This is a genomic window from Acinetobacter sp. YH12155, assembly GCF_013418255.1.
Lineage (GTDB): Bacteria > Pseudomonadota > Gammaproteobacteria > Pseudomonadales > Moraxellaceae > Acinetobacter > Acinetobacter indicus.
Genome location: NZ_VPCK01000001.1, coordinates 1 through 19,150, shown reverse-complemented (window position 1 = coordinate 19,150; position 19,150 = coordinate 1). Strand labels below are relative to the sequence as shown.

The following is a 19,150-nucleotide window of genomic DNA, read 5'->3' as shown; positions in this document are numbered from 1 at the left end:
TTTTTTAGCTATACAGATGCCAGCCCCATTAACGGGCACGACGACCACGTGATTTGGTGTTGGGACGGGTGGTGCCATTGGTCTTGCGACGTGGCTTTTCACCTTCTTCCATTTGCCAGATGCGTGGTGTGCCGGATTTTTTCTTGGCGGTACCATCTTTGTTGACTTTTTTCTGCATCGGTTTGCCACCAGTGCCGCCCGGTTTCTTCACATAAGAACGTGAGCGATACGGCTGTTCGGCTGGTACATCTTTAAAGTCGCTATAGAGCAGTGGTTCAATTTCACGGGTTTCACCCGGTTGCAGGCCCAGCTGAACCAGATCAATCGAACCGATTTTGGTGCGAATTAAACGCAAAGTTGGGAAGCCGACCGCAGCGGTCATGCGGCGCACCTGGCGGTTACGGCCTTCACAAATTGAAATTTCAGCCCAGGAGGTCGGCACCGAAGCACGGTAACGTACCGGCGGATGACGTTCCCATAACCACTCCGGTTCAGCCACTTTAATCGCTTTGGCCGGCAAGGTCATGCCATCATTCAGTTCTACACCTTTACGCAGCTGTTCCAGCGCTTCTTCGGTAATGTCACCATCGACCTGGACCAGATAGGTTTTAAACTTTTTATTGGCCGGGTTGGTAATAAACTGGTTTAAACCGCCATGATCGGTCAGGAACATTAAACCTTCTGAATCCATGTCCAGACGACCGGCAATCCGTAAATCCGGATCATCAATGAAGTCGGCCATGGTTGGGTGCTTTTCATCGGGACGAAACTGCGACAGCACATCATAAGGCTTGTTAAGAATAACTATTTTCACTGTAACCTGCTAAAAAATATAACAAAATCTGGGTGTGATTCTTATGCTAACTGTAATAAAACCCGGTATGGGAGAGAAAGGGTGACAATGAGCAAAAAGAAGGTCCACAATATCCGGCTACTATAGCAGATTCTGTCTGATCTGCCTGAACTTTATGGCAAAGCTGAGCAGATGATTTTGATTGGAAATGTAAAACTTGCTGAGAGATGCTACAGGATATATGCCGATTTATTAAGCACAGAAATAAGGCCATTTCCCTTATAAATCCCGGGCTGGTTAAATTTTGATTAAACTGAAAAGATCATCGAGTTAAAAATACAATTAAGCAGACAGCCAAAAAAGACCGGTGCCGGGCAAGAATAGTATGGATTTGCCCGCCCACCAATCACAGGGAGTAGCAAGGATTATGGGTTATCAGAAAATCGTCGTGCCTGCAGATGGCAGCAAAATTACGGTAAATGCAGATTTATCCCTGAATGTGCCGAACAATCCGATTATCCCTTTTATTGAAGGTGACGGGATTGGGGTGGATATTACCCCGACTATGAAAGCCGTGGTGGATGCGGCAGTACAAAAAGCCTATGGTGGCAAACGTGCGATTGAATGGATGGAAGTGTATTGCGGCGAAAAGGCCAACAAGATTTATGGCACCTATATGCCGGAAGAAACCTTTGAGGTCTTGCGTGAATTTGTGGTGTCGATTAAAGGGCCGCTAACCACACCAGTTGGTGGTGGGATCCGCTCATTGAATGTGGCCTTGCGTCAGGAACTGGACCTGTATGTCTGTGTGCGTCCGGTACGCTGGTTTGAAGGCGTGCCTTCACCGGTGCAACATCCGGAACTGACCGATATGGTGATTTTCCGGGAAAACTCGGAAGATATTTATGCCGGGATTGAATGGAAAGCCGATTCACCGGAAGCGAAAAAAGTTATTAAATTCCTGAAAGAGGAAATGGGTGTCACCAAAATCCGCTTTGAAGAAAACTGTGGTATTGGGATTAAACCGGTCTCCAAAGAAGGCACTCAGCGTCTGGTGCGTAAAGCCATCCAGTTTGCGATTGATAATGACAAGCCAAGTGTGACCTTGGTACATAAAGGCAACATCATGAAATATACCGAAGGCGCCTTTAAGGAATGGGGGTATGAAGTGGCGCTGGAGCGTTTTGGCGGCGAATTGCTCGATGGCGGGCCGTGGGTGAAGCTGAAAAATCCGAAAACCGGCAAAGAGATTATGATTAAAGATGTAATTGCCGATGCCTTTTTACAGCAGATTTTAATGCGCCCGGCAGATTATTCGGTCATTGCCACCTTAAACCTGAACGGGGATTATATTTCAGATGCACTGGCGGCAGAAGTCGGCGGGATTGGCATTGCACCGGGAGCCAATATTGGCGGGGCAATTCATATGTATGAAGCCACCCATGGCACTGCGCCAAAGTATGCTGGGCAGGACAAGGTCAATCCGGGGTCGATTATTCTGTCTGCGGAAATGATGCTGCGCGATATGGGCTGGACTGAAGCGGCCGATCTGATTATTCGGGGTGTATCCGGTGCGATTGCAGCCAAAACGGTGACATATGATTTTGAACGCCTGATGCCAGATGCCACCTTGCTGCGCTGCTCTGAGTTTGGTCAGGCGATTATTGACAAGATGGACCAATAAAACGCTATCTATTTGATGCAACCGCCCGCGTTTAACGCGGGTTTTTTATGCCTTATCTTCTCATCCATTTGTGTCAATGTAATGACAAGTAACCACAGTGATGCTTTGGGTGACTAAGGTAAAATAGTAAAACTATTTTCACTTAATTTGTAATGGATAATCCTGTGCCCAATTACATTGAGGCAATTTGATACAGCTTATGACTTGGGCAAAAAACAAAACCCGGTAGAGTAATACCTGTACATATTGTGCGACATATCGAACTGATACAGGAGTGATATGAAATGGCTAATCAACAAAACCAGCAGAATCAACAGAATCAGCAAAACCAACGTCAACAAAATCAGCAGCAGAATGACAATCAACGTCAACAGCAGCAACAGCCTCAGCAACAAAATCAAAAACAGAAAAACCAACGTCAGCAATGATGTCGCACCCCCAATTTAAAAACTTTTTCATCGCCTAAAGGCGCAGATAGGTTTTTAAATTGATTTACTGACAAAGGCTCTCATGATGAGAGCCTTTATCATATCTATATAGCCCATGACGATCTAGATCGGAAAGCAGCAGAGGAATCATCTCCAAACCCAGATCAGAAAAACCTGTACAAAAACCGTGTTTTATCTACCCCTGAGCAGACCTTAAGATCAAGTCATCCCTTGATGATGCAGGTGCCATGAATATCTTGATTTCTAAACGGCTCGCCGGTCTGGCGCTTGGCTTAAGTTTGAGTGTGCTGCTGGTCGGCTGTCAGCCACCGCCTTCGGGTGATGCCGCCGGTATGCGCTATCCGATGCTGTATCTGAAATTGCAACAGCAGGAATTCATGGCGCCTTTACCGGTCCCGGTAGAAGGTGTGCAGGCCAGGCAGATCAGTGATACCTGGGGTGCGGCGCGCAGTGAAGGGCGTCGGCATGAAGGCACTGATATTTTTGCCAAACGCGGCACGCCGGTACGCTCAACCACGGCTGGAATTGTATCGCGGGTGGGCACCAACAACCTTGGGGGTAAAGTGGTCTGGGTGATTGGTCCGGGCTTAAGCCATCATTATTATGCACATTTAGAGGATTATGCAGCGGAGATTCAGGAAGGTGACTGGATTGAAGCCGGTGAAATTATTGGTTATGTCGGTAATAGCGGCAATGCTCAAAATACACCGCCACATTTGCATTATGGGATTTATTTAGGCGGACAAGGCGCCGTGAATCCTTATCCCTATTTGGTACAAGAACTGACCGATGAATAAATGGGATCAGTTTACCTCGATTGTAGAAACCGGGGTTTTGGTGGCCGGCAGTCTGCAAATAAAATACAGATTTCCCAGTGCCAGAACCGCACCGGCCAGTAAAAACTGCTGCGGATAGGACCAGCCGGCGACTTGTAAGCCGCTAAAGCTTAAGCCTCCTATCAGCTGCACGCTGGCAAAGCATAAAGTAGCCATGCCCCATAATTTTTTATAGGCCAGACCATACAGCTGGAGCAGGGTATAAGAGGTCAGAAACACTACCGCCGGATTCAGCAGGCCAGTAAAAAAGGAAGACAGAAAGGTCATCACTGACCAAGGGGCGATTGCCGCTAAAATGGCCGCCACATACAGGCAATACAGGATTTTCAGTGCTTTGAAATTGCCGAGCTGTTTTGCCAGAAAATAGGCACAGGCCGCTCCGCAGGCACTGCCCAGGCCATATAAAATCCAGTGGCTATTGATCCAGAACAGGCTGAGTTGTTGCACCTGACTTAAATAGTCAATCCAGAAGAGCGAGTGTGGTACATAGGAAAACGCGCTACAGCTATACACCAAGAGCAGGCTGGCAAAGACTTTTTTATTGATGGGTACAGCAGCAGCGCTTTGAGGCTGGCTTTGGATGTTAACCGGTAGGGCTTTGGGTTTGAGCAGGATTAAACCCAGACTGCACAGCACGGCAAAGGCACATAAAATCAGCCAGGCGCTTGAGGTGGAGATATGATCTAAATAGGGCAAAAATAATGTGGCGAGCAGCACGCCAAGTCCGATGCCACTAAAACCAATCACATTAATTTTAAACCGATGCTGCAATTTACAGTGCTGGGCGACTATGCTCGGTGCCAGAATCATCAGCCAGCCACCGCAGATGCCGGACAATATTCGCCAGAACAGATACCAGCTACCCTCAAAACCGGTGAACGCACAGCAGAATAAACTTAAACTGCCGAGAAAGGCCGCGGCCTGAATCCAGCCTAATAGCTGCTGGTTTAAGCGCATGGCCCAGACCGCACCAATTAAATAACCGAGTAAATTGGCGCTGCCCAACAGGCTGGCAAACTCGCTACTCCATTCAAAAGCCAGGCGGGTACTGGGTAACAAGGCGGTATAAGAAAAACGAAAAATACCGATACCTAAACAGGTGGACAGCAGTAAAAACAGGCTGAGGCGGCGTTGCTGTGCATCCATACAGATTCCTTGCGCTTTTTATTATGCTTAAAATATTGTTGTATGGCGCGCGGGCTATTGCAGTTGCCCGCTGATCTGGCCAATTTGTTTGCTAATCTAACAACTGTTATTCCACTGAAACCGGCTGGCCAATGCTATAAAAATACCCGCCGGCAATATGGTGGATGCTTTTCCATTCATCGGCCACTTCATGATAATACCAGTGCCCGTCACGAAATACCCGCTGATCGGCATAGGCTGCAATGACTTTACCTATAAACAGGTCATGGGCTTGCTGGTTGTGCGGCTCCGGAATGAGTTCACAGATCAGCCAGGCGGCGCATCCGGCCACTGTCGGCACAGGAGAATGCTCAAACTGGAACAGCTCGACCCCACAGCGGTCCAGCTTGTTCGGCTCCTGAAACAGGCTGATGCTTCCCAGTTGATGCACCATCTTGAGCTGTTTTAAGGTCGGCACCTGCAAGGCAAAATAACCTGACTGTTCAATGATGGCGCGGGTTTTGGTGCTTTTATCCAGCACTACCGTAACTTTGGCAGGATTAAACTCCAGCGCACAGGCTCAGGCTGCAGCCATGACATCGGTTTCCTGCTGATCTTGCGCAGACACCAGCACGGTCGGACCATGATTAATCAAACGATAGGCCTTTTCCAAAGGTACAGTTTGCAGATCAGCAGGGAGCGTCATATTTTTTTATTCCTCAATCAGAGATCATTCCAGAGATATGCAGGAAAACAACAATTCTGCATTGTACCGGGTGTTAAAACTTATATCATTGATGCATGCTTGGGAAAAAGCACAAAATACAGCGGGAGACAGATTCATGAAAATGTATCAGGTTGATGCATTCACAACAGCATTATTTAAGGGAAATCCGGCCGCAGTAATAGTGGTCGAAGACTGGCTTGATGACGCTTTAATGCAGAATATTGCACTGGAAAATAACCTTTCCGAAACTGCCTTTGTCAAGCCGATGGATGCTGAAAATTTCGAGATCCGCTGGTTTAGCCCCACAGTTGAAGTCGATTTTTGCGGCCATGCCACTTTGGCCAGCAGCTTTGTACTGTTTAAGGATTATACCCGCGCCAAAACCATTCATTTTCATGTCAAAAATTTAGGTCTTTTTATTGTCACGCAAGATGATGATGGCAAAATCCGCATGAATTTTCCAACCCGTGTGCCGGTACTGCAAGATGAATTTCCGGCGCAATTGCTGGATGTGATTGATCAGCCGGTTAAGGAAGTCTATTTAAATGCACAGGCCTATATTCTGGTACTGGAATCTGAGCAGGCAGTGTTAGCCGCCCAGCCCGATCTGTCCAAAATCCGGCAGATTGCAGAGCTGCATCAGGTCAGCACCGCAATTACCGCGACAGACCTAGATGTGGCCTTGACCGCGCCCTCTCAGGACTATGACTATATTGCTCGCTACTTTGCCCCGCATAAAGGGATTGATGAAGATCCGGTGACTGGTTCCATGCATACCGGTCTGGCGCCGTTATGGGCAGAAAAAACCGGCAAAACTGAACTGGTGGCTTATCAGGCTTCGGCGCGAGGTGGAAGGCTGTACTGTGCCTTACAAGCAGAGCAGCGTATTGAAATTTCCGGTTATGCCAAATTATATCTGGTGGCCGAGTTATTTTTAGATTAAAACAGAACAGGGAAATCACGCTGGGTATGCCGGTGATTTTCAAACATAAGTCACAACAACAAACAATTTAATGCTGCAGTCATGCAAGCGGCTGCAGCAGGTAAAAGGTATTGAAAAAATTATGTTAATGCGGTTTAAACAGCTCAGCCTGTCTTTGCTGATCATGGGTGTGGGGGCTACGACATTTGCCCAGCCGGTGTTGGTAAAATCTGAACAGCAGATTGAAGAATACCGGCTGGATAATGGTTTTCGGGTGATTCTGGCGCCGAATGCCAAAGAAAATAAAGTGGTGATGAGTACCATCTACTTTACCGGTTCCCTGAATGATCCTCAAGGCAAAGGCGGTATGGCGCATTTACTGGAACATCTGGCGTTTAAAGGCACCCAGAATGTCCCGGGAGATGAATTCCAGCGCCGTTTAAACCAGTACACCTTAAGCAATAATGCCAGCACCGATTACTACTCGACCAAATATCTGAACACCATCCGCCCAGATCAGACAGCCATTAATGAGATGATTTATCTTGAAGCCGAGCGTATGGACAAGCTGGTGCTGCAAGAAAAATTTGTGCCGGCAGAAATTGCGATTGTGAAGCGTGAACGCGAAGTGCGTATGGATCAGCCCTATGCGGTGTTAATGGATCAGGTCTGGAAAGCGGCCTATGGCAACCAGTATCTGGGCCGTTTACCGATTGGTGATCTGAATGAGTTGCAGTCGATTCAGATGCCGGAATTGCAGCGTTTTTATCGTAACTGGTATGCACCGAATAATGCCGTGATGGTGCTGACCGGCAAGTTTGATAAAGCGCAGGTACTCAAGCAGATTGATCAGCATTTTAGTCCGCTGGCCAAACGCCAGATTCCGGCACAGGTCAAGGTGCCAGTGCTGGATGCCCGTACCATCAAAAACCGGGATTTTTTAGTGCAAAAAGGCAGCCAGCTGGCCAAGTTCAATATCTATTTAAATGGTCAGAACGGCCAGCATAAAACCGCTCTGGCGTTGGCGCCGTATTTATACACCATGCAGCCGAGCGGGCATTTGTATCAGGGCATGGTTGAAACCGGTATCAGCACCATGGTGCAATCGACCACCTGGCTGGATCAGGATTTTAATCTGGTCTTTATGGGTGCCTTGTATGCACCGACTCATAATGCCAAGCAGGTTGAAACTGCCTTGCAGCAGGGTGTCGAGCAGGGCAAAAATTTTAATCAGACCGAGCTGAACCGGGTCAAAACCCTGATTCGTAATAGCCAGGACAGTCTGTTTAGCAATGCCAGTGCTCTTGCCGGTATGCTAAGTGATTATGTGGTATCGGAGCAGGGCAACTGGGCACAGTATTTTGTCCATCAACAGGAATTACAGGCCTTAACGGTGGATCAGGTCAATACACGTTTACAGCAATTCCTGATTCCTGAACATCGTATGCGCGGGCATATTCAGCCGACACCAGAAGAGCAGAAAAAGGCCCAGCAACAGCAGGCTGCTGAACCGCTGAAAACCCTCGATCAAATGGATGTACAGGCCGAGCCACTCAAAGACATCAGCAGCTATGAGCAGGAAATTCAGCAGTATCTGCACACATCCAAACAGGCCTTAAGCCAGACTGAAGCCAAAATCCAGCGTGGCACACTGGCCAATGGCATGAAATATGCACTGTTTCCCACCTCGACCCGGGACGATAAAACCTACGCCACCATTATAGTCGATTTTGGCAATGAAAAATCGCTGTTTAATCAGGGCGAGATTATTGACCTGATGGCCTATTTAATGCTGCGTGCCTCAGATCAGTACAGCCTGCAGGATATTGCCGACAAATCCATTGACGCCGGTGGTTCAGCTTCGGCACAGGCCAATAGCAATGGCGTGGCCATTTCGATTGTGGCCAAAAAAGATAAATTTGATGAGTTTTTCAGATTTGTCTTGGAAATCATGAAAAAGCCGCTGTTTGAACAGGCCCAGTTTGATCTGATCAAGGCACAAAGTCTGGCCAGTCTGGACCGGCCGTATACCGAGCCGGAAACCGTGGCTGCCTTAAATATGGCACGTTTGATCGAGCGTTATCAGCCGGGAGATTTGCGTTATCACTTCGAGCCGGAATTTGCCAAGCAGCAGTTGACCCAGGCCAGCAATGAGAAAGTCAAACAGCTGTATCGGCAGTTTTTTGCCATGGATCATGCCCGGATTGCCATTACCGGCGATTATGAGGCCAAGCCGGTTCTCAAGCTGTTGCAACAGCAGTTTGCCACTTGGAACGGAGCACAGCCGTATCAGCGTTTAAGCGTGCCGTATAACAGCTATGCGGCGCAAAAACAGCATGTACTGTCCGAACAGCGTGAGTTTGGCAGTTATCAGGGCGTGATGACCCTGCCCGTGGGAAATAATCATCCCGATGCAGCCGCATTAATGGTCATGAGTCATATTTTAGGGGACTCACAACTGACCTCACGTCTGGCGCAAGAGCTGCGTGAAAAAAATGCGCTGGTCTACAGTTTTGGCAGTTCGCTCAGTTTAAGCAGCTTTGAAAATTCCGGTGCCCTCAGTGTGAGTGCCAACTATACTGCCGGTAAAGCGGCGCAGTTGTCGCAGGCGGTACATAAAGTCTTTCAGGAGTTGCGCAAAAATGGCGTGACTGCACAGGAAGTAGCGGCGGCCAAGGCTGACATTCTGAAACAGCGTGTCACAGCGCTGGAAGATGAGCGCCGTATTCACCGGATGCTGGTGGCACAGCTGGAACTTGACCGTGATTTACCGTATCGGGAAAAACGTGATCAGGCCATTGCCCGACTCAGCAAAGCCGATATTGATGCGGTGATCCAGAAATATCTGCTGCCGCAACATTGGGTCGAAGTCATGGCTGATCAATATGGTCAGCCGGTAAAATAAGTGCTGATTACAGATCATTCATATAAAAAAATCTCCCTAAACGGGAGATTTTTATGAAGCCGGTTATGTTGGCACTGATCCCATCTGCCAGCAATCCTTAGAGGTGCTATGAGTAAGTATGAGGTGAATTTATCATAGAGAATTAGAGCCGATAGAATTGTTTGGCATTATCATGGAACACCTGCGCTAATGCCTGCGGATGATACGTCGCCACCACATCGCTAAAGGCATCAATAATCGTGACTAAGTCGCTACTGACCCGATCCATCGGGAAATTGGAACCAAACATCACCCGATACATACCAAAACTTTTTAGCGCATGCTGAATCAGCGGGGCAGTTAAATCAATGATTTCCTGTTTTGAGGCCAGCCGTTGCTGCTGATGAAACTGATGACCCAGTACCGGCATGAACAGCCCGGACAATTTGGTATAGACATTCGGGCAGCGCGCCAGTTCTGCCAGGTCTTCCTGCCAGCGAAACAGGATATTGTCGCGCGCAGTTTGGGTAATACCGGTATGCGAGCCGACCGGACCAAACAGACCGGCCGGTGTACCGAGGTGATCCAGCACAATTGAGGTTTCCGGAAACTGTTTTGCCAGGGCAATCACATCTTCCAGCTGGCTGGAATAGACCCAGGCATCAAAACTTAAATTATGCTGTGCCAGTAGTTCAAAGCCTTTCAGAAATTTTTTGTCACGGTATAAATGCGGATCATCGGCCCAGGCATAAATGTCTTTATCTTCATGAACCGCAGCCATTTTACGAATCCCGCGAAAATGTTGCGGCGCCGCTTTCTGATGCATTTTCAGAATCTGCTTGAACTGGCTGTCACGCGGGTCGGCCGTGGCCACCACTGCACCCAGCTGGATACCATTTTTGGTAAAATCCAGCGACTCAATAAAACGGGTTTCTCCAACCACACCTTTGCCTTTGTGGTCATGCCAGCTGGCCTCCACATGCACCACTTTTTCAACCGGATAAAAGCCGACATCGCGGCAATAATGCTCGGGCAAATAGGGGGCAGTGACATGCTGGGTATGTCCCAGGGTGTCAATCAGCGCTTTGGATTTTAGCGTACGGATGGTTTTATCCAGTAAGCGTGGATATTTCCCCAGCAGCTTGACCGCCAAGCGTGCGCTGTGTGGTGTGTTATACGGGTCCCATTGATGAATATGCGCATCAATCAGTGCAAATTCAAGATTTTGCATAGCAGGTTGGTTTGATCCTTGAAGATGTCTATTTTATTCAAAGCCAAGTCTGCAAAAAAGAAAAGGGTATTTATCGAAAAGATGACATTAAAAAAGCCCAACAGGGTGGACTTTTTTTAGCAATTTAATGATCGTGATCATGTTTGTGTTTATTGCTGTGAAATTCTTCATTACGACGGAAACGTAAATAGTTCTCGAACTGTTCACAGTATTCATCATAATTGTCTTCCAGCATCATCTGGAACTGCTGCAAAATGTAGGACATGACCTGATCTTTGGCAGCACGCATTTCCTCACCATCTTTGAAGTTATTGGCTGCGACCCAGGTATTAAAACGCGCCGTGCCAAACAACATGGCAGCGCTGACCTGACCGCGTTTTTCCGCTGGTTGTTCCTGTGAGCCTTTTTCGACGCGACAAAATTCGTTGGCCTGTTTGATAAATTCATCAGCACGTTCAAAGAAAGCAGCATTTAACGCTTCTTCTTCGGTAACATCGGTTGCTTCAATCTTTTGAACCATGAATTTTTCCTAAGCTAAAATCATAAACAATAATTATAGGCAAAGCCTTGCAGAAACTAAACCTTTGTCTTACTCTAAAAATAGCCTAAGCAAGAAAAAGGAATCACGATGCAAGATGCAATTGCGGTTCAAAGTCTAAAAAGTGATATTGCGCTGCTGCGACAAAACATCTGGCCGCCGGCACATCTGGCCAATGTAGAAGGGCTGCCAATTTATTATGGCAATCCGGCTGAAGTTGAAGCCTATTTCCAGCAATGGTCCGGATTGATTGAGCGGGCACAAGAGCTGTTTCAGCCCTTTATGGAAGATGAAGTGCTGGATGCCATTCATCTGCCAAGTCACTTAAACCTGCCTTTATTTTTCTTTCATGTTGACCGAATCCGGATTAATAAAACCCGGGCCAAAGAATCAAAAACTTTTCGCGGTCTGGCCAGCCTAATGGAAAAGTGCGGCCAGTTTGATGCTACGCAGATGCTGGCGATGAAACAGTGGCTGGTGAGTGACGACAGCGCCGCACTGGTGGCACACCGTGAGTTTATTGATTTGCGTACCTATGTGTTTCAGCATGGGCAAAGTGAATACACCCGCACCCGTTTTTATGTCAACGGTATTGTGCTGAGTGTCGAACCGCATTTTCAGCTGGTGGATGCCCGGGAAAAACCGCGCAAGCAGCGGAGCGATAGTTATCATGATCCGCTGGCCGATAACGGTACCTGGAAGGTATTTGGCAAGTACCGCTAAATGATTATCTCCGTGCTGGGCTTTAGTCCGACCAGAAGGTTTTGCTGCGGGTAAATTCCAGCAAATGCTGCTGGGCTTCGGCCAGAACATGCTTTTGCTCGGCAGCAATCCAGCCCAGAACAAACCAGGCCTGTGGGTTTTGCTGAACCTCATGTTGAAACAGGGCTTCGGCCACCACCAGATCATTAAACTGCCCCAAAGATTCCTGTGCCGGTTTCAGTGCTTTCAGATACTGTTTGACGGCATCCGCTTCAAATAAAGAGGCAATAAACTCGACTGAATAACGCAGGCGTTTGACTCGTTTGCGGGTGCGGTGCTTCTGTTCACTGTCCAGATGTGCAAACTGCACGGCATCCTGACAAATTTGCCGGTGCATTTTTGCAAGCTGTTTCCGTACCTGTTTTTTCAGCGATTGATCATCTTCATGTGCTGTGCACTGGCTAAACTGTAGCAGCTCCAGCAAGAGGCGCACTGTTTCTGGCGCGCGAAATAGTGCATCAATTTCATCGCTGCTTTCGCTACTTGCTGGCAGTTCCGCGAGGGGAGAGCCGGCCTTGGCCAGACGTGGCATCAGGCTTTCACTCAGCGCATCGCGGTCGCGGGTGGAACCAAGTTGCCGGAACAGTTCTGCCAATTGCGCTTGCCATTCGGGTTGTACCTGTTCGGACCAGTGACCAAAGATTTTCAGCGCGCTGCGTAAACGGCGAATGGCCACACGGGCCTGATGTACATGACCACTCTGATAATGATTGTCGGCAATCGCCGTGGCATTTGGTAATAAATGAGTCAGACAGTTGCTGACAATTTTGGCCAGCGCGCGGCTACTCGAATCATGTTTATCGAGGCTAAAAGGTGTTTGATGTTGAACGGGCAAGATGTCCTGCTGATTCTTGAGCATCTGACCGCGCTGTGATTTGCTGCGAACATCAAGCCAGAGCTGATAGCGTTTTACCCATGGCTGCACAAAATCAATCAGGTCGCTAACATCGCCATGTTTCAGTTCAAACTCGACTTCGTAAATATCGCTTTGTGCTGTTGGTGTGCGGACTTCGCCCTGATCAAACGCCAGTTCAATTGCACTGTCTTTGACTTGTTCAAGCACAATCAGGCGTTGCACATCGGTTTCAAATTGCAGCTCCAGACCGGTATTTTTTAAATCGGCCTTTTTCAGCTCCAGCGCCTGTTTTAGCAAGGTTTGCGCCTGTTTATGTTCCTGATACAGGCTTAGATCCAGCTGCTCCGGTTCATCTGGGCCGAGGGCCAGTTCCAGTTCAAAACGCTCAAAATGATGCTGCCCCGGTGCTTTTAAGGTCTGACACCAGCGTTGACCTTCCAGACGCTGACGCAGGGCGATGGCATGCTGTGCCAGCTGCTGCTCAGGACTGTCATAATATTTGGCCCACAGCTGCATTGGCACGGCTTTTTTCTTGGCAATGGCTTTTTCAAAGGCGCGGCGCTGATGCACCGGCACCTGAAATTTCAGTTCGATTTCCGCCATAACCAACTCCTGCAATTTTTATTCTTGATTGACCTTACTATAGGCCAAGCCATGCATAAAAAGTAGCCATAAAGCGTATTCTTTTGTCTGGCCGGAGCGGAGAGTGGCTGAACTTACTTAATAAATTTGCGGCTGACCAGGAATTGTTCGGTGGCATCCAGCAAGGCTTGCGCATGGACTTCCTGTTTTGCGGTCAGCCAGCCGAGTACAAACCAATCGCTGGCTTCCAGCTCAGTTTGCTGGATATACAGCGCAGCGGAGGAGAGAACCTGATATTCCTGCGCGGCCAGTTGGGCATCGTTCAGGGCTTTGCTGTACTTTTGCAGGTTTTTAACATCATAGATCGTGGTGAGTACCGGGAAAATAAATTTCAGGGCATTAATTTTCTGCGCCAGCTGATCCAGACTGTCAAAATCGGTCTGGCTGGTCTGGTTTAGCTGTTCTTGCAGTAATTTATATTGATGTTGCAAAGTCTGCTGGGCGGCCTGTTTTAAATCCTGCGCAGGGTGGGAGGCATCTTCATCCAGGCTAAACATCAACAGTTCCAGATAATGATGTACATTCTGGGTCGATTTCACCAGATTGGCCAGTTTCTCTTTGGCATATAAAATATCTTTGGCCAGATTCGAGGCGGTATTCGGATTCTGCAAAAAGGTGCCGAGGGTATTTTGCATGTGCTGCAAATGTTGCAGCTGGTCAAACTGCTGTCTAAACGCCAGTAACTGATTGGCCCATTTTTCCGAAATAGACGCACTCCAGTCTTTGAGCAAATGCACGGTTAAATACAGCTGATTTAGTGCATTCTGTGCCTGCACAATATGCTCGGCTTCATTAACACCGGCTGAAATAGCCGCAATGTTCGGTAGTAAATGCTGCAATTGCTGGGCAATTAACAGTCTTAAATTCTGATCGGCTGAGGCTTTTTTATTTAAACGGAACTCTTCAGCCAGACGCGGCGGGCTGACTTGTAAGTCTAAAGCCAGCAAATTGCCCATTTCGGCCTTGCTGCGCACATCTAACCAGAGCTGGTATTTCTTGACCCATTCAAAACAGAAGGCCAGCAGTGCCTGCACCGAACCAGATTTTAATTCAAACTCAATTTCATGGACGGGATATTCACGTTCACCACTGCGAATACAGCCCACATCTAAACTGGCTTCAATCTCCACTTCATCTAGCTGGATAACACGCGAAGTACGCGTAATATCGGTTTCAAATTGCAGTTGCAGCGGGCTTTCAGTCTGACTGAGAACTGCATCTAATAGCTGTCTGGCTTCGGGAGCGGCATCGTAAATGCTTAAATCAAGCGCAGGTGGCTGGTGCAGTTCGCCCAGGTCATGATTATGTTCAAAACGTTCAATATGGGTTTTGCCGGCTTTTAGTGTCTGCACCCAGCGCGTGCCTTCCAAGCGTTGTCTCAGCGCAATACCATGCTGTGCCAGTAGGCGGTCGGCAGTGTCATAATATCGGGCTTGCAGCGAAATGCTTTCAGATTTCTTAGGATCCAGCGCTTTAAGTAAGGCATTACGGCGCGCATCAGGAATTTGAAATTTTAATTCAATCTCGGTCATTCAATTGGTCCTAAAAAATTGAGCAATACAGCAAAAAAGTAGCTTTCTGGCAGATGACGCCGCTATACCAAATTATTATCAAGCGTCCAGAAAAGGCGTTCATTGTTTAAGGCTTCTGATTGTAACCAAAATCTGTCCTGAAAAAAGTAGCCAGAAAAATAGCGCGAACAAAGTGGCTTTTATTTGTACAGAAAATGCGGTAATTTGAGCAAGAACAGAGCATCAGGATGATGAATATGAACGCACCCCTCAACACCGAATGGGCGAAAAAACCGGATGACACGCCTCAAGGTCCAATTCAAAATTATCACGAGTTTTATCGTTTTTATTTAACCGAACACCGCAATATCATGAGCCGGCGTCTGCATATGCTGGGCAGTGGTATCGGCCTGATTTGCCTGACACAAATGGTCAGGCAGCGTAAGCCACGCTACTTTGTCTATGGACTGGTGGCCGGTTATGCCTGCGCCTGGGTCGGTCATTTTTTCTTTGAAAAAAACAAGCCGGCCAGCTTTAAACAGCCGCTGTATAGCTTTATTTCTGACTGGCGAATGTTTGCCGACATTCTGCGCGGCAACCTGAGTCTTAAAGACCGCGCACTGGATAAAATTGACAGCTAATCTTCATTTTTCGAGCAAAACTAAAACTTTCGGTCAAAAATAAGATGAATGGTCAAAAAATTCATTGAAATTGTAGAGTGAATGTTCTATTAATTGAAGCAATGCAGAGTGTATGACACTTTGATGACATCAGTTTTTAACTTTCCAAGCCTGGAGTGACCTTTCTCCGGGCTTTTTTTATAGCTGGAATCATTGAAATAAAAAGAATGAAGAGAGTCAAAAGAGTGTGGACGTACTAGCGTTTGATCACATTTCCCCAAATGCGTCCTGGCATCAAATTCTAGTACGTCCATGAGACCATGAATGCACGTTGGTTGTTATTGATATAAAAAAATAAAAAACAACAACTTATATCGTTATTATTGTGAGTCTTAGTAAATACCGAAACTGGCGCTGACTCTATCCCCAATACTAGGGATTTTGCATAAAAATCTGAACTGAAACAAAGCATCAGCGAAAATACAGGCAAGGCCTGCTCTTGAGCTGTAACTATGTAATAATGAGAGCCAATTTTTTGAGGTGTTTCAGGCAGGCAAAATGCGTGGCTTATATTTAATTACCAATGATGATCCGATTGAACTGCTTTTAGCCAAACTTGAAGGTGCAATGGCGACCTATGAAGTTGCAGTCTTGCAATATCGCCGTAAAAAGGTGGCAAAAGAAGATCAGGCCTATGAAATTGAATATATGAAGTCATTGTGTGCACAGTACAAAGTGCCATTTGTGATTAATGATGATTTGGAAGCTGCGGTAAAATATGGTGTCGGCGTGCATTTGGGTCAGGATGATGGCTCAATTGTCGAAGCCGCAGCACGTTTACCGAAGAATGTCCTGATTGGCCGCAGCTGTAACAATTCACTTGAACTGGCAGAGCAGGCCATTGCCGATGGCGCTAACTATGTGGCATTTGGGGCAATTTTCGCCACCGATACCAAGCCGGAAGCCGGCAATATCGGTCTGGAAACCTTAAAGCAGGCCAAAGCAAAACTGAATGTACCGATCTGCGCGATTGGGGGGTTAACCGTTGAAAATGGTCAGCAGGTGATTGATGCCGGTGCCGACCTTTGTGCGGTGATTAGTGATATATTAGGTCGTCCGATGCATACCGTTGCTCAACGCGTATATGACTGGTCTGAACTATTTAAAAAGGCGGTTTAAGCCGAAATTTTTGTCTGATTTTATTTTGAGTTGAGTCGATTCATGAGCCTATCTCCAAAGCAAGAACAATTATTTAAACAAGCCAGCAAACATATTCCAGGTGGCGTGAACTCACCGGTGCGTGCGTTCAATGGTGTAGGCGGCACGCCGGTCTTTATTGAAAAAGCCCAAGGCGCATATTTATATGATGTAGATGGCAAACGCTATGTCGATTATGTCGGTTCATGGGGGCCAATGATTTTGGGTCATGCCCATCCAGCGATTATTAAAGCGGTGCAGGATGCTGCAGTAGACGGTTTGAGTTTTGGTGCGCCAACTGTTCATGAAACGACGCTGGCCGATATTATCTGCGAAATCATGCCATCAATTGAACTGGTGCGTATGACCAACTCCGGTACAGAAGCCACCATGACCGCGATTCGTCTGGCACGTGGTTATACCGGCCGTGACAAGATCGTGAAATTTGAGGGCTGTTACCACGGTCACTCAGATTCATTACTGGTGAAAGCCGGTTCTGGCCTGTTAACCAAAGGTGAGGGTGAAGCGACCTCTGCCGGTGTTCCTGCGGATTTTGCCAAACACACCTTAACCCTGCCATATAACGATATTGCCACCTTAAAAGAATGCTTTGCCAAGTTTGGTTCAGAAATTGCCGGGGTGATTGTGGAACCGGTTGCCGGTAACATGAACCTGGTTGCGCCAATTGATGGTTTCTTGCAGACCATTCGTGATGTCTGTGACGAACATGGCTCGGTGTTTATTATTGATGAAGTGATGACCGGTTTCCGTGTCGGCTTAGGCGGTGCGCAGGCGCATTATGGCGTTACTCCAGATTTAACTACTTTGGGTAAAATCATTGGTGCCGGCTTACCGGTCGGTGCTTTCGGTGGTAAACGCGAAGTGATGGAATGTATTGCACCACTGGGTAAGGTGTATCAGGCCGGAACATTGTCGGGGAACCCGCTGGCGATGCGTGCCGGTATCGAGATGTTTAAACATCTGCGTGAGCCAGGCTTCTATGAAAAATTAAGTACACAACTGGAAAAACTGCTGGCCGGTTTACAGGCAGCGGCAGATGAAGCCGGTATTGCGTTTAAAACCCAGCAAGTGGGCGCGATGTTTGGTCTGTACTTTACCGATCAGGACGATATCACCAGCTTTGACTCGATGCTAAAATGTGATGTCGATGCTTTCCGTAAATTCTTCCACGGCATGCTGGAGCGTGGCGTGAACCTGGCACCATCTGCATTTGAAGCCGGCTTTATTTCAAGCGCGCACAGCGATGAAGATATCGAGTTTACCATTCAGGCGGCAAAAGCCACTTTTGCTGAGATGAAAGCGTAAATTTGACCTCTCCCTAACCCTCTCCTAAAAGGAGAGGGAAGCTTCAGTTAATTCGAGATCAAAATGAAAACCAAACATTATTTGACTTTAAGTGATGCTGAATTTCTATTAAATGAAGCGCATCAATATGCGATACAGCATAACTTTAATGTCAGTATTGCCGTGGTGGATGAAACGGGCAGTTTACTGGCCATGAAACGTATGGATGGGGCAGCACCAATGACTGCAAATCTAGCCATCGAAAAAGCCAAATGTTCTGCCATGAGTCGCCATGCATCCAAACTGTTTGAAGATATTATCAAAGGCGGTCAGATGGGCTTCCTGACCATGGAATCATTTTCAGGGATGCTAGAAGGTGGTGAACCGATTATGTATCAAGGGCAGCTCGTCGGTGCGATGGGTGTGTCGGGTGTGAAGTCGTTTGAAGATGCGGAGATTGCACGGGTAGCGATTGAGAAGTTTGTAGCACAGCAAAGTTAATTCAAGAAAAAAATTGATTAGCTCAACTCAATAAATTCATCCAAAGTTGTACCAAAATGAAGCGTGGAACGTTAAATATGAATTAAAAAGCCCAATCGCTAATGATTGGGCTTGCCTATATACAATAAAATTATGATTTAAAAAGGAAATCAAAAGAATTTCGTATAACGTGTATTATGTTAATTTTAGGGAAATTTAACTATTCTGATTTTGCTGAAATCATAAATTTATAAGAGATAAATAATGCTAATAAAAAGATATTGGATTATTTCCTCGTATGTCCTGTTACTTATTGGATGTACATCAAAAGATATTTCAAAAGATATTCCTAAAGAAGGGGAAATAGTGACATGGAAGCAGAATCCAAATTTGATAGTAAAAGCAAAGCTTGGTCCACGTAGAAAACATATTCCTGACCAATTTGATAATGAATTTTATCACCCTGAACGTGAACATTATTTAGGGCAGTTTCCAATTGACTATATTCCTGAAAAATTTCCCGCTATAACTCAAGAGGAAGCAAATACTTTACCAATGCCTGACTCTAATCGACAATTAGAATTTTAT

Annotated in this window: 16 protein-coding genes and 2 pseudogenes; 10 read left to right on the top strand and 8 right to left on the bottom strand. The window is 46.9% G+C overall.

Annotation, left to right across the window (positions count from 1 at the left end):
* Positions 1 to 28 precede the first annotated feature (28 nt).
* Complete coding sequence (locus tag FTU86_RS00090) at positions 29 to 814, bottom strand: rRNA large subunit pseudouridine synthase E (RefSeq protein WP_045794865.1); 786 nt, start codon at positions 812 to 814, stop codon at positions 29 to 31.
* A gap of 406 nt (positions 815 to 1,220) precedes the next feature.
* On the opposite strand from FTU86_RS00090, the gene icd reads away from it, so the two are divergent.
* Positions 1,221 to 2,477 (top strand): NADP-dependent isocitrate dehydrogenase, encoded by a 1,257-nt coding sequence (gene icd / locus FTU86_RS00085; RefSeq protein WP_016659160.1) that lies wholly within the window; start codon positions 1,221 to 1,223, stop codon positions 2,475 to 2,477.
* A gap of 288 nt (positions 2,478 to 2,765) precedes the next feature.
* On the opposite strand, the gene FTU86_RS00080 is transcribed toward icd, so the two are convergent.
* Positions 2,766 to 2,936, bottom strand: a complete 171-nt coding sequence (locus tag FTU86_RS00080) for a hypothetical protein (RefSeq protein ID WP_168379929.1) — start codon at positions 2,934 to 2,936, stop codon at positions 2,766 to 2,768.
* Positions 2,937 to 3,153: 217 nt separating this feature from the next.
* On the opposite strand from FTU86_RS00080, the gene FTU86_RS00075 reads away from it, so the two are divergent.
* On the top strand, positions 3,154 to 3,723 hold the full coding sequence (locus FTU86_RS00075; protein WP_168405072.1) for a M23 family metallopeptidase: 570 nt from the start codon (positions 3,154 to 3,156) through the stop codon (positions 3,721 to 3,723).
* A gap of 6 nt (positions 3,724 to 3,729) precedes the next feature.
* On the opposite strand, the gene FTU86_RS00070 is transcribed toward FTU86_RS00075, so the two are convergent.
* Complete coding sequence (locus FTU86_RS00070; protein ID WP_177155780.1) at positions 3,730 to 4,908, bottom strand: YbfB/YjiJ family MFS transporter; 1,179 nt, start codon at positions 4,906 to 4,908, stop codon at positions 3,730 to 3,732.
* A gap of 106 nt (positions 4,909 to 5,014) precedes the next feature.
* A pseudogene (locus tag FTU86_RS00065) lies at positions 5,015 to 5,593 on the bottom strand (flavin reductase family protein).
* A 136-nt stretch (positions 5,594 to 5,729) separates the two neighbouring features.
* Between FTU86_RS00065 and FTU86_RS00060 the strand changes: the two are divergent.
* Together FTU86_RS00060 and FTU86_RS00055 are read left to right on the top strand one after the other, a co-directional pair.
* Positions 5,730 to 6,557, top strand: a complete 828-nt coding sequence (locus FTU86_RS00060; protein WP_180048429.1) for a PhzF family phenazine biosynthesis protein — start codon at positions 5,730 to 5,732, stop codon at positions 6,555 to 6,557.
* A 121-nt stretch (positions 6,558 to 6,678) separates the two neighbouring features.
* Positions 6,679 to 9,441 (top strand): pitrilysin family protein, encoded by a 2,763-nt coding sequence (locus FTU86_RS00055; protein WP_180048430.1) that lies wholly within the window; start codon positions 6,679 to 6,681, stop codon positions 9,439 to 9,441.
* A gap of 142 nt (positions 9,442 to 9,583) precedes the next feature.
* Here the strand turns inward: FTU86_RS00055 and FTU86_RS00050 are convergent, their stop codons facing one another.
* Positions 9,584 to 10,651: an amidohydrolase gene (locus tag FTU86_RS00050; RefSeq protein ID WP_180048431.1), complete on the bottom strand. Its 1,068-nt coding sequence runs from the start codon at positions 10,649 to 10,651 to the stop codon at positions 9,584 to 9,586.
* A gap of 124 nt (positions 10,652 to 10,775) precedes the next feature.
* Positions 10,776 to 11,171 carry a DUF3144 domain-containing protein gene (locus FTU86_RS00045; RefSeq protein WP_005178954.1) on the bottom strand — a complete coding sequence of 132 codons (396 nt, stop codon included), beginning with the start codon at positions 11,169 to 11,171 and terminating at the stop codon, positions 10,776 to 10,778.
* A 108-nt stretch (positions 11,172 to 11,279) separates the two neighbouring features.
* Here FTU86_RS00045 and FTU86_RS00040 point away from each other — a divergent pair, with 108 nt between their 5' ends.
* Positions 11,280 to 11,912 carry a hypothetical protein gene (locus tag FTU86_RS00040; protein ID WP_180048432.1) on the top strand — a complete coding sequence of 211 codons (633 nt, stop codon included), beginning with the start codon at positions 11,280 to 11,282 and terminating at the stop codon, positions 11,910 to 11,912.
* A 22-nt stretch (positions 11,913 to 11,934) separates the two neighbouring features.
* Here FTU86_RS00040 and FTU86_RS00035 read toward each other — a convergent pair whose 3' ends face one another.
* Positions 11,935 to 13,410, bottom strand: coding sequence for a CYTH and CHAD domain-containing protein (locus tag FTU86_RS00035; protein ID WP_180048433.1), 1,476 nt, complete (start codon positions 13,408 to 13,410; stop codon positions 11,935 to 11,937).
* A gap of 113 nt (positions 13,411 to 13,523) precedes the next feature.
* Positions 13,524 to 14,981 carry an inorganic triphosphatase gene (locus tag FTU86_RS00030; protein WP_180048434.1) on the bottom strand — a complete coding sequence of 486 codons (1,458 nt, stop codon included), beginning with the start codon at positions 14,979 to 14,981 and terminating at the stop codon, positions 13,524 to 13,526.
* 236 nt (positions 14,982 to 15,217) lie between these two features.
* On the opposite strand from FTU86_RS00030, the gene FTU86_RS00025 reads away from it, so the two are divergent.
* The 5 genes and pseudogenes from FTU86_RS00025 to FTU86_RS00005 all read left to right on the top strand — a co-directional run.
* Positions 15,218 to 15,601 (top strand): DUF962 domain-containing protein, encoded by a 384-nt coding sequence (locus FTU86_RS00025; protein WP_016659152.1) that lies wholly within the window; start codon positions 15,218 to 15,220, stop codon positions 15,599 to 15,601.
* A 537-nt stretch (positions 15,602 to 16,138) separates the two neighbouring features.
* Complete coding sequence (gene thiE / locus FTU86_RS00020; protein ID WP_016659151.1) at positions 16,139 to 16,759, top strand: thiamine phosphate synthase; 621 nt, start codon at positions 16,139 to 16,141, stop codon at positions 16,757 to 16,759.
* Positions 16,760 to 16,801: 42 nt separating this feature from the next.
* Complete coding sequence (gene hemL / locus FTU86_RS00015; protein ID WP_180048435.1) at positions 16,802 to 18,103, top strand: glutamate-1-semialdehyde 2,1-aminomutase; 1,302 nt, start codon at positions 16,802 to 16,804, stop codon at positions 18,101 to 18,103.
* 63 nt (positions 18,104 to 18,166) lie between these two features.
* Positions 18,167 to 18,583 carry a heme-binding protein gene (locus FTU86_RS00010; RefSeq protein WP_180036664.1) on the top strand — a complete coding sequence of 139 codons (417 nt, stop codon included), beginning with the start codon at positions 18,167 to 18,169 and terminating at the stop codon, positions 18,581 to 18,583.
* Between the two features lie 243 nt (positions 18,584 to 18,826).
* Positions 18,827 to 19,150, top strand: a pseudogene (locus FTU86_RS00005) (hypothetical protein); the annotation flags it as partial.